Here is an 11,915-nt window from a genome sequence, read left to right on the forward strand (position 1 = left end):
TTGCCGACCCTTCCACACGCCTCGCAGTTTGTACGGTATGCCCCCTAGGACATCTGCCCGGGTGCGGCTAAACCCAGATTACGGTTTGCTGACGACGTCGGAACGCGAAGCACAACTTCGGTACCTGTGTCGGTCACGTCGACGTCGATCTCCCCGCCGAGTACCGAGACTAACATCCGAATCAGCCAGATCCCGAGCCCAGAACCGTGCTGTAACGGCGTCTCTTCGCCGGTGACGAGTACCTCCCGCTCGATATCTGGCATGCCAGGCCCGTCGTCGGCCACGACGATCTGGAGCCAGCCGTTGTCGACCTGTCTCACCGATACGTTGACGTACGGGTCTTCTCGGTCTCCTGCGGCCACCGCGTTCTTTATCACCTCGGTAACTGGGTGTGTAAGCCATCGTGAGACTGTCTCGTCGGTCGCGTCGACAGAGACAGCGATCGTTGCGTCCGAGTGGTCATCTCGTACCGCCGTTGCGGCCGTTTCAGTGACCTCAGCGATGTTAACGCTCGACTCGTCGTGTGGTATCTCCCGTATCGCGCGATCGATCACCTGCATTTTGTTCGTAAGTCGTTCCCATCCGTCGAATATACGCGTCAGTCGGCGGAGATGATCTTGACGACAGTCAGCGTCCGGTTCCTCGGCGAGCATCGTTGTCCATCCCACGAGCTTGTTTAAATCGTTGCGGACGTTGTGTCGGACGACCCGCTGGAACACTTGTAAATGCTGTCGCTGTCGCGTCTTCACGGTGATATCCTTCCCCTCAACGGCGATCAGCGTGATTTCACCAGCGGCGTTACGAATCGGCTTGAACGATACGTCGATGCGTGCGAGACCATCTGGACCCTGTAGTTCTCCTTCGGTCTGGACGAGTTCACCGTCACCCGCGCGGTTGACCGCCTCACAAACCGTGAGTCCGTGGTTCGGATCAAGGTTCAGCCACGGGAATTTGTCGATTGGTTCACCAACTATAGTCGACCGATCCACACCGATGCGTGTAACCAGCGTATCGTTCACGTCAGTCACGATTTTATTGGGGCGGACTAACGCGGTAAACTGGTGCGGGCTGTTAAACACTGCCTCCAGTCGCCGAGTGTACTTCTCGCGTTCAGAGATATCGATGAACAGCACATCGGTACCTACGACTTCGTCGTCGACGGTGCGCGGGATCGCCCGTAACAGACACGGGACCGTGTCGCCGTCCGTCGTCACGAGCGTGCGTTCCGCAACGGTAAGATCGCCGCTAAGCGCGCGTTCGTAGCCGTCTGTTTGGAGCGAATCGGCCGAGGTATCGTCGTAAAACTCACTGAGCGGCTGTCCAACCACCGCTTCGCGCTCGTACCCCAGCGCGTCGGAAAACGACCGGTCACAGGCCTCAATGACTGCTTCGCCGCCAACGGCCCGAGTTTGAACGAACAGCAGCGGGCCCTGATCAAACAGTTTCGACGCCCATTTCACACGCTCGGAGCGCTTCGTCGCGTCTCGCCCCATCGCCAGCACACTGGCAGAGCCATCACCCGCATCACTCACAACGGTGTGTAGATCTATCCACGTGACTTCGCTGTCATCCGTCCCGATTCGTATCGTCTCAGCAGCCGGGTCACCGGTCTCGATCGGGCGCCGCAGGGCGTCAGCGGCACGTTCGCGGTCCTCCGGATAAACTACTGCTTGCCATTCGTCTATCGTCGTCGGGCTCGCTCCGACCGTCTCTCGTAAAGTGGCGTCCAACGTGACTGTGTTGGTACTGAAGTCCCACTCACCGATGCCCGTCTCCGTCCCGCTGAGGACGAGTTCCAGCCGCTCAGTCTGGTTTCTGAGCTCTCTGATCCGCCGTCGTTGCTCGGTAATATCGTGTTGAACCCCGATGTAGTTTGTCACGATTCCGTTTGCGTCTCGAACCGGCGTCACGGAGAGCTTCGCCCAGTACGGTTCACCCCCCGCGGTGTAGTTTCTCAGCTTAGTTGTTATCGGTCGCTCGGTTTCGATCGCCGTACGGATTCGCTTTGTCGTCTCCGAATCTGATCCGGGGCCCTGGAGGAATCTCGGGTTTCGGCCGAGAGCCTCTGACCGCTCGTATCCGGTTAGCTGTACAAATTCCTCGTTAACGTACACCAACGGGTTCCCCGGTTGGGTTGGGTCCGTAATCTGGATGCTGGTCCCTGCTTCGTCCAGCGCCCGCTCTTTTAATGCGAGTTCGTGTTCCCGTGCTTCACGATCGCTCACGTCACGCACCGTACAGACCATTCGGGATGGGGTGACCATCGTCAGGGACAGCTCCGCCGGGAACGTCGTTCCATCTGGCCGACTTCCCGTTACTCGCCCCTGCCAGTGACCATCGCGTTCGAGCGCGTCGAAAGCTTCCTTCTCGATCCGTGCCGCTTCATCCGCAGCGTATAGCTCCCGCCAACTTCGACCGAGTAGCTCCTGTTTGCTGTCGAATCCGTACATATCGACGTGCGTCTGGTCGATATAGACGTACGCCTCGTCGTCAAGGATGGCGACGCCATCGGCGGCGTCCTCGATCGCCTGTTGAAACGCACCGAGGCGAATATCCGAGGCGATCTCGCCTGTCGGGTCACGGGTCTGGGAGCTAATACGGTCGAGTGCCGCGGCGAGTGACCCTGCTGCTCGCTCGAGAACATCACGGACAGCGGCCTCGTCCAACGCGGTCGCGAGATCGTGGTGATCCCAGCCAACCGATAGCACACGCTCGGAATCGATCGGAACGAAAAGTTCCTGACGCGGAAGCCAGCGGTTATCATCCGGTGCGATTGGTCCGGCCACCCCGTCAGTTCGAACCGGCGCATCAGCCGTGAAACATCGCTTGATTAGAGCTGCGTCTGGTGAAGGGATTCGAGCCGACCGACCCGTATGGCGTTCGGAACCGAACAACGGTGGGGACGGCTGTTCCGGCGATTGGGCATTCTCGGGGTTACTACCATGCTCGTTGCGGTTTCGCCACACGGTAATAACTGTGTCCCCCAGTGTGGTACGGACCGCAGTCAGTGTCCGATCAATAGCGCCACCTACTGTCTCTTCTCGGTTGAGATCGATGCCGAGGTTGAACAGTGCGTCATCGGTCATCTCGTCACAACTGGTCATCTGTCTGTGTTGCCAGCGGTTCAGTCGAAGACGACTGCGCGGTCAGGTCGTCAATCGATGTCTGAATGGCCCAGAGTTGCTCCACCACTGCCCAGAGCGGATCGCCGAGTTCAGTATCCGAAGTGTTGCTAGCGGCGGTCCAGACGTATTCTTCGGCCTCGGCAAACGCCGCTGCCGCCGCTTCGAGAGCCGCTTCGGTCGATTGCTGTGCGCGTGCGTCGGCTGACAGTCTATGGTGTGCTGGCCGTGTGGGGAACGCGTCTGCGTCGACGACCTCGATCCATCCGTCATGTGTCACAGTCACGAATACATCGTCGTATCGAAACGAAAGGGTCCCCTCTTCAATACGCGTTGTTGAACTATCCGGACCACCAAACAGGAGGTTGATTGTGTCGGCGTCAATATATCTGTCGAGACGCCGGAGATTTTTCGCATCTGTATTTTTAAACTCGGAGACAGCAGTGAATACAGCGTCGAGTGCTGACCGAGTAGTCGTCGGATCAAACCGAGTAACTGACGAGTCCGAGTTCATAGGTCTGTCAATATACATAAATAGTGGATCAATATATTTCGTCTCGCGGACCACTCCGCCTCTCATGGCCTATACCGGATATGTACGTGTGCGCGACTCTCGACAGACATCCGCTGGTACACTTCATAAGACAACCGCGATTATCGAATCAGTCACAGATCGCCTGGCTTAGAGCGGAAACCCGCGTGACTCGATGGTCCATTCGAGCCACGCGTTTTGCCTCTGACAGATTCCTCACTTCGTCGATAGCGTCAACCTAGTCTAGAGGTCGACAGGTTTCAGTCAGTCGAAGAAAAGTTATTTTCTTTGGCGGAACAGTCCGGCATCGAACAAAAAAATCGAATATTTGGGGGTAAGAGGCTGTGCTGAATCGCCATACAGCAGCAAGCTTGTATGTGGGTTAGCCAGATACGCCTCTGAGTTCGGGGGCAGCGTTGTCATTCACTGTGTCTACTCATCCTCCGTATCTGTTGCGGCCAAAATCTCAGGATACCGGTTCCGTATCGTCATCTCGCTCACGTCCGTAGCATCAGCGATATCTGTCTGTCGGAGCGACTCATCGCATCGCTTAGCGGCCGCGTACAATGCCCCAGCGGCGATGCCTACCGGATGTTTCCCGCTGTGAACGCCGTTTTCAACCGCTATTCCGGCGAGACGTCGTGCCTCTCGCTCTGTTGCGTCCGTACACTCCACGTCCGACGCGATCCGTCCGATGAACGAACGGGGGTCTGTCGGGGCGATTTCTAACCCGAGTTCACGTGAGACGTGTCGATATGCCCGCTCAACGCGAATTTGTTCGACGCGGCTCACTGCCGAGACCTCGTCGGTAGAGCGCGGGACACCGTCCATGCGACTCGCCGCGTATATCGCCGCAGTGGCGACGCTTTCAACGGCTCGACCCGTAACGAGTCCGTCCGCAAGTGCGCGACGATAGATGACGCCTGCTGTCTCTCGGGTGCTGTCCGGCGCACCAAGCGCGGAAGCCATGCGGTTGATCTCACCGAGTGCATGTATGAGATTCCTATCCGCAGATGAGCGCCGTCGGAAGCGCTCATCCCACCGTCGCAGGCGGCGCATCTGTTGTCGCTGTTCTCCTGACAGCGCGTTCCCCTTCGCATCTGTGTTTTGCCACCCAATCATCGTCGACAACCCCTTATCGTGTAAGAGGTTCGTGCTTGCTGGTCCGACGCGGGAGTCCTCATCGCCGGTGCCGTTCGGCGTGTACAGTTTGATGTTCGTATCAAGCGTCGCGTCTGAAACGACGAGTCCACAGTCGTCACAGACCGCATCAACCTCATCATCGGCTCGACGAAGTCGCCCGTGACACTCCGGACACGTAGTCTGACTGTGCCGTTCGTCCCCATTCTCCACCGAAACTGCGTCGGTAACAGACTGTCCGTCGCCAGTTTCGCTCGATGAGGGCGCATCAGTACCGTTTTTGCGGGAAACTGTGTCCGGTCGCTCTTCGTTAGTGCGCTCGTTCATCAAGTCGAATCACCTCTCGTGACCGGGGCAGAACAGACGCGTTCGACTGTGTGTCTGGCCAGTACTGTTCATTATGGGCTCTGAGCCGGCGTTGAGTCGCTGATCCTGATACCATGCGCGGTAACTCTCGTAGCAACCGCAGATGGAACTGACCACACTGTCTCGGTGGGTACTGTCACTCCATCGATCGCGAGACAGACGAGTTTCCCTCGTCCCCGCCGCGCCGCAACAACAAATTCAAACCGACGTGATCGGTCGTCAGTCGCTGTCACGTGGATCGTTGAGAGCCCGTTCACACTCTCCCACGTTGTCGTGTCGACGACCCTGAGGTCGCCTGCGGGAGTGACAGCAGTCGAGTCACAGGCTGGACAGGACCCCTCGTGTGGGCTTGTCCCAAGATACCCATAATCGGTGTCACACGCAAAGCAGTGTTCCATGGTCAGAGACTAGTACCGATCCACGATCGTCTCTGCGATATGTGCCCGACCGGAACATGCTGGACAGGCAACTACGTCACCACCGTCTAACCCGAACACGGTGACGAATCGCTGTGAGACGTGTCCGCCGCAGTGGGCGCATTCCGGCATCAAATTACCCCAGCGAGCCCTCCATCTCGAGTTCGACGAGCCGGTTGAGCTCAACGGCGTACTCGATCGGCAGCTCTTCGGTGATAGGCTCGATGAAGCCCGAGACGATCATCTGCTTGGCGTCGTCGTCGTCGAGACCGCGCGACTGGAGGTAGAAGATGTCCTCGTCGCCGATCTTGCCGACGGTCGCCTCGTGGGCGACGTCGACCTTCGACTCGTTGATCTCCATGTACGGCATCGTGTCCGACGTCGACTCGTTGTCGAACATCAGCGCGTCGCACTCCACGGCGGTCGAGGAGTTCTCCGCGCCGTCCGCGATGTGGACGAGGCCGCGGTAGTTCGTGCGGCCGCCGTCCTTCGCGATCGATTTCGACTCGACGGTGGACTTCGTGTCCGGCGCGTTGTGGTACACCTTCGCGCCGGTGTCGATGTCCTGGCCCTCGCCCGCGAAGGCGATGGTGATGTGGTTGTCGGAGGCGCCGCGCCCCTTCAGGATCGACGACGGGTACAGCATCGTCGCCTTCGACCCCATCGAACCGGAGATCCACTCCATGCGCCCACCCTTCTCGGCGATGGCGCGCTTCGTGTTCAGGTTGTAGGTGTTCTTCGACCAGTTCTGGACGGTCGAGTACTGGACGTGCGCGTCCTCGTCGACGAACACCTCGACGCCGCCACAGTGAAGATTGAACTTCGAGTACTTCGGCGCCGAGCAGCCCTCGATGTAGTGAACCTCCGAGCCTTCTTCGGCGATGATGAGCGTGTGCTCGAACTGGCCCATCCCCTCGGAGTTCATGCGGAAGTACGCCTGCACCGGCATGTCGACGGTGGTGTTTTCGGGCACGTAGACGAACGAGCCACCCGACCAGATGGCGCCGTGGAGCGCCGCGAACTTGTTGTCGCTCGGGGGGACGCACTTCGTCATGAAGTGCTCGCGGACGAGTTCTTCGTGCTCTTGGACCGCCTCGTCCATGTTACAGAAGATGACGCCCTTCTCCTCCCAGCGCTCCTGCATGTTCTGGTAGACAACCTCCGATTCGTACTGCGCGCCGACGCCGGAGAGGGCGTTTTTCTCGGCTTCGGGGATGCCCAGCTTGTCGAAGGTGTCTTTGATGTCGTCTGGAAGTTCGGTCCAGTCGTCCACGCCGGCGCGGACGTCGACGTCCGGCCGAATGTAGGGGACGATCTCGTCGACATCGACCTCCGAGAGGTCCGGCTGGCCGGGCCAGTCGGTCGGCATTGGCATCTCTTGGAACTGTTCGAGCGCGCGCAGGCGCCGCTCCAGCATCCACTCCGGTTCGTCTTTGTCCTCCGAGATGACGCGGACCGTCTCCTCGGTGAGCCCCTTCTCGGTCTGGAAGGCAGACTTCTCCTCCTTTTTGAACTCGAAACGGGCCTCGGTGTTCGTCTCTTTGAGATCGTCTTGTTTTGAACTCATCAAAGTATTCTTCAGAGACTACAAATATAAGTGTGGTGCGCTGGAACACACTTTAGTAACTTATACTGGTTTCTTTAACGAAAGTGAATAACTTTGTGTAGTTTAATTTGGTTTCTCTACCTAGTAGAATTTAATATGTGGCGAGAGGGCTATTGCGTACAAACAGGACCACCGTCATTTGTTAGCGAGAACGACTCGACAGCATTCAATCGCCGCTTCGATGTGGCGGTCGGCGACGGAATCATCCGTTTCGTCAGCCGACTCAAGCAGTGTAGCAACTTGCCGAACCCGTTTCTGTCTGGTTTGCGTGTCAAGATCATTACTAGTAGCATCGCGGGCGACGGCTTCTGCCTCTCCGAGCCATCGGTTCGTCGCTGGCGGTACTGGGCGATCTGCGGTCGCAGTTAGGTGGGTCGCCAGTGCGTCGACCGCAGCCCGCGGCTCGGTTGGGATGTCGATTTCGTCCGTCATTGTTGGTGTATTCGCATCCACTGTGAAGAATTGTTGCGCCAAGCTACACTCCAGATGCTTGCGAATGTCTCTAGCCTAGCACGACCTCTTGTTCGCCTATCGTAACATGTCTGCGGTATCTGTCTGGGCTTGTTCGAGAGACACACCAGACGACACAACCCCATGCGCAACCGAGAACGACTATGATCGAGTCGCTCCTCCGGATTGACGTCATGCTCTTCGTCCTCATCGGCGTACTGGGCGGCGCGCACTGTATCGGGATGTGCGGTCCGCTTGTGACGATGTACTCGAAGCAGATGACGCCGCAGCCTGACGGCGGGGCGGTGACGGCCAATGACGGGCGTGCCGGTCATCTCACGACCTACGAGGTTCGCCAGCACTTCCTGTTCAACGTCGGCCGGGCGACGACGTACGCAATTTTTGGGGCCCTCTTTGGTGCACTTGGGAGCGTCGTGTTCGTCACCGCTGACCAGTTGACACCGATCGCTGATCTCCTGCGGGGTGCTGTCGGTCTCGCGGTAGGGGGATTCATCGTGGCGACGGGCGTTCGGTACGTCATCGGGGGGAGTGGAGGCGATATCCGAATACCCGGCGTACAGCGCGTCACGTCGTGGCTTGCGACGAGAGTTCACCGACACGTGAATAGCCCGAGTATTGTCGGCCTCGGCGCCGTCCACGCGCTTCTTCCCTGCCCGATGCTGTATCCCGCGTATCTGTTCGCCTTCGCGAGCGGATCCCCGACCACTGGGGCAATCGCTCTCGGCGCCCTCGGTATCGGGACGATCCCGGCCGTCTTCCTCTATGGAACGATTATCCAGTCGATCGACGTTGCCCACCGGCGTCGAGTCCATCGGTTGCTTGGCGTTGTGTTCGTTGTGCTGGGGTACGTGTTGTTCGCGCACGGACTGATGGCACTCGGTATACACCTCCCACACCCAATGTTCCCACATTATCAGCCTCTCGGTGGGATGGGACACTGACGCATTCGATAGATCTGTCGAATTAGTAGCTAATCCAGTAGATTTCTCAGGGCAGAACACGGGATATCGAGGCGAAACCGTGACCTGAGACCGCGGCAGACCCAACAGACAGGTCTCCTAAGTTGATATACACCCGGAATCCAGACGGGGGTCTGTTGAGGATTTTAAAGACATTACACACCTCGTCTGGTCCTGTACCTCACGTACGGACTCTTTCCATATCACTTCGATATATCGAACAACTGGACAGGGGGGAGACCGTAATTTCAGACCACTCTCGTGTCGACTGGGAGATTCCGGGAGGAACTGACAAAAAGAGGCCAATACCGACCGAACTGGATACTTTATCGGATGCGACTGGGCTAACTTACGCCAACAAAATAGACGTGATTGGGGATATAGGGCCGGATTTAATGGGGGTTCTCTGAAACAGATGAATCCAAAGCATTTGCTAATAATCACGTCGGATCGACTATCGGGTCCAAGAGTAGCGATCGACCACCCGTCGATAAAATCCAAATGACAGAGATAGAGTAAGTAGACCACTTTACTGTTAACCGCCTCAGAAATCACATGCACTGTTCTGACGACTCAACTCGCGACGAGCGTCTGTGAATGCGCTCTCTGTGTGAAGCGTACCAACTGGGGATTACTATTCGGAACAAACTCAAAGAAACCGATCTCGTCACCGCGTTCGAGAAGCTCGATCATTCGATAGATGCTATCGAAGACGGGTATCCAGCGTGGCATCCTGCGCCGCTCTCCTTTCGCGCAATGGTTCTCTGGTTCGTGTTCATGGAGATAACGGGTGACTCATACGCCAACTTCACTCGACGACTCACCCGACAACCGGAAGTAGCGACTATCCTCGGCTTCAGTCGAGTGCCCGACGAATCAGCATTCTCTCGTGCGTGGCGAAATCGATTCGACGACGCGACCCACGAATACATCCACGCTGCCGCCCACTTCGTTGTCAAAGAAGTCCATGATCGCAGCATCTCAGCGCCGGAGGTGCGGCCTAAGGCAGAGATCGTCGACAATGAGCAAGAAGATACAGACTCAGTAGAAGACGAATCCTTCTCACAGGAGGAGATTGTTCAGACAACGCGCCTCGCGCGTGATCACGCCTTCGGACACTTCGACTCTGATCGGGCGCCGAACGCCTCGTACGAGGACACGCAATTTTTCGAGTTACAGACATTCATGGGGATGGTTCGGTGCGGAGCCACGCAGGGAGCTACTCGCTTTCAGTACCGGCGTGGCGAGGACTACGGCCCGCATGGCGATACCCACCTTCGCACCGTCAAGCAGTTCGATCCTGACGAGCTCGTCGACGGCTTCAACGAGACAACGGATCGCTTGCTTTCCGTGATTGCTTCTGAAGCATCGTTCCGCCGGCCAGTCACTGCCGCGATCGATATCACGACCATTCCCTACTACGGGGATGTCGAAGGGATGCCGATGGTCAGTGGAACGAAGGACAGAGACGGTCGAGCGTTTAAATTTGCGACCCTCTCGATCATCGGACAGAACATCCCGCTGGTCTTAGCTGTCGAGCCGGTTCGAGAGAGTTCTGAGTGGGATGAGAACCCGTCGAATCAGATCCATCGTACTGTTCGGCGACTCGTTCGACGAGCGAAAGAGCATGTTCCAATCGAGACAGTGCTGTGTGATCGGGAGTTCGATTCGATACGCGTGTTTCAGACGCTCTCAAACCTCGATGTGAACTACCTCATTCCGAAGCGAGTCTCCAGCTCTGAACGGGATGTACTCAAACAAATGGGGGAAGACGACCAAGAGGTGGCTGTTGAGTCGGCTTCTGTCCATGTGGAATCTGGATCGCATCCAATGCGGCTCCTGTACGTGCCGTCGACGAGTGGGGAAGGAACGGCCGTCTTCGCGACGAATTTCCGAGTGGGACCCGGTGAGGCCGAGACGTTCTGTAGACGGTATAGTCACCGGTGGCAAATCGAGAGCGAGTACAAATCGATCAAAGGTGACTTTCTCGCGAAGACCTCCTCGAAAGACTACCGCGTTCGCTTGTTCTACTTCGTGTTCGCGGTCCTCTTGTACAATATCTGGCGGCTCACCGACTTCCTGCTGAAAGCAGGCGTCGACGGTGAGATGGACTACGCACCCGTGTTGACTGCGGGTGAGTGTGTTGAACTCGTTGCCTCGTCGTTGATTCCACACGACTAACCGGCTGATACCCCACTGAGTCCGCCTTTTGGGAGTGACAACCCTAACCAGGAGCGGCAGAATCTGCGTAATTTCGCACGTTCGTCCGGTAGATGCGAACGGTAGTGATCCAAATCAGGACTGGTCGGCGAGAAGAACCAACGAATTGATGCTAATTCGACCTGAAACTGGCCCATCCTCCGAAACTGTGAACTTCCGGTGACCGAGAGAAGATGAGACTGATCGTCTCAATGCATACGGGTCTGACACTGATTTCTTTGCACAGGACCTCTCGATCAGTCGATCCCGTGGCTTAACTTGAGCGCGTCGTCGATCTCACCCATTGTCGAGTCGTCGAGACTGCCAGCCACCGAATGGATTCGGTTCTCGACAGACACGACTCGAATTTGGTCAAGCCGCACGAAGTGATCTTTCTCAACCAGTGAGTCCGACGCTTCCACAAGTAACGCCAATCAACCCGTCAAGAAGTGAGAACGATGATACCTAACCGAGGACTTGTTCTGTCCGACATACTACGGTCGGTAGCGGCCGAAGCTTACAATATACACTGAATATTGAACGGAGCAAATAAAACGATATCAACACCCAGGAGTTTCCGTGATGAGAATAAACGGATCGCGCTCGCGATTGTAGTCGGCGACATCTCCGGCGACCGCTTCGATGAGTCGGCGATGAACTTCTCTGGCTGCTCGTCCCTCGTCTGGGCTCAAGTAGTGGAGCCCGCCCAGCTCCGTCCAGAAATCACCGTCAAGCCAAAACAGTGTCTCATCGTTCGACTGGTGGACGATGTCGCCGTTATCGCTCAGTCCCTCGGTGTCGAGTTGACCACCCGAGAGCTGGGCGCGTGCCAGCACCGCCACAAGCTGCCGGCGTGAAATGGATGCATGAACAGCAACATCGTCGATCAAACTCCCGAAGTAGTCTTCGACAGCATCAATCGTTTGGGAGAACTCATCAAGCGTAACGGAATCTAACGGTATTGTATCTCTTGGTACTTCTTGAGTTTCCCGAGATCGAGAGCCGCTAAGTAATACGTCAGATGCAAGGTTGAGTTCAATACTATCCGCCGTTCGACAGTACTGTGTTCTGTCCCTGCTCTCGTCCGCAGTGACCTCTTCTAAA

Annotated in this window: 8 protein-coding genes and 1 pseudogene; 2 read left to right on the forward strand and 7 right to left on the reverse strand. The window is 57.0% G+C overall.

What is annotated here, in order from left to right:
• Window positions 1-44: 44 nt before the first annotated feature.
• From BLU74_RS11155 to sufB, 5 genes are all read right to left on the reverse strand, one after another.
• Complete coding sequence (locus tag BLU74_RS11155) at window positions 45-2,708, reverse strand: sensor histidine kinase (protein ID WP_175454621.1); 2,664 nt, start codon at window positions 2,706-2,708, stop codon at window positions 45-47.
• 382 nt (window positions 2,709-3,090) lie between these two features.
• On the reverse strand, window positions 3,091-3,690 hold the full coding sequence (locus BLU74_RS18475; RefSeq protein WP_175454622.1) for a HalOD1 output domain-containing protein: 600 nt from the start codon (window positions 3,688-3,690) through the stop codon (window positions 3,091-3,093).
• A 396-nt stretch (window positions 3,691-4,086) separates the two neighbouring features.
• Window positions 4,087-5,121, reverse strand: a complete 1,035-nt coding sequence (locus BLU74_RS11165; RefSeq protein ID WP_089767367.1) for a transcription initiation factor IIB — start codon at window positions 5,119-5,121, stop codon at window positions 4,087-4,089.
• 446 nt (window positions 5,122-5,567) lie between these two features.
• Window positions 5,568-5,708 carry a DUF7563 family protein gene (locus tag BLU74_RS19675; protein ID WP_425601780.1) on the reverse strand — a complete coding sequence of 47 codons (141 nt, stop codon included), beginning with the start codon at window positions 5,706-5,708 and terminating at the stop codon, window positions 5,568-5,570.
• Window positions 5,709-5,712: 4 nt separating this feature from the next.
• Window positions 5,713-7,143 carry a Fe-S cluster assembly protein SufB gene (gene sufB / locus BLU74_RS11175; RefSeq protein WP_089767369.1) on the reverse strand — a complete coding sequence of 477 codons (1,431 nt, stop codon included), beginning with the start codon at window positions 7,141-7,143 and terminating at the stop codon, window positions 5,713-5,715.
• 653 nt (window positions 7,144-7,796) lie between these two features.
• Here sufB and BLU74_RS11185 point away from each other — a divergent pair.
• Together BLU74_RS11185 and BLU74_RS11190 are read left to right on the forward strand one after the other, a co-directional pair.
• Window positions 7,797-8,594 carry a sulfite exporter TauE/SafE family protein gene (locus BLU74_RS11185; RefSeq protein ID WP_089767371.1) on the forward strand — a complete coding sequence of 266 codons (798 nt, stop codon included), beginning with the start codon at window positions 7,797-7,799 and terminating at the stop codon, window positions 8,592-8,594.
• Window positions 8,595-9,209: 615 nt separating this feature from the next.
• Entirely contained in the window at window positions 9,210-10,793 is a 1,584-nt protein-coding gene (locus BLU74_RS11190; protein ID WP_089767372.1) for a transposase, read from the forward strand.
• 275 nt (window positions 10,794-11,068) lie between these two features.
• Here the strand turns inward: BLU74_RS11190 and BLU74_RS19490 are convergent.
• Together BLU74_RS19490 and BLU74_RS19585 are read right to left on the reverse strand one after the other, a co-directional pair.
• Window positions 11,069-11,239 (reverse strand): annotated as a pseudogene (locus BLU74_RS19490) (type II toxin-antitoxin system PemK/MazF family toxin); the annotation flags it as partial.
• A gap of 132 nt (window positions 11,240-11,371) precedes the next feature.
• Window positions 11,372-11,773, reverse strand: coding sequence for a DUF8048 family protein (locus BLU74_RS19585; RefSeq protein WP_089767472.1), 402 nt, complete (start codon window positions 11,771-11,773; stop codon window positions 11,372-11,374).
• Window positions 11,774-11,915: the final 142 nt, after the last annotated feature.

It is taken from the genome of Halobellus clavatus, assembly GCF_900107195.1.
Taxonomy (GTDB): Archaea; Halobacteriota; Halobacteria; order Halobacteriales; family Haloferacaceae; genus Haloquadratum; species Haloquadratum clavatum.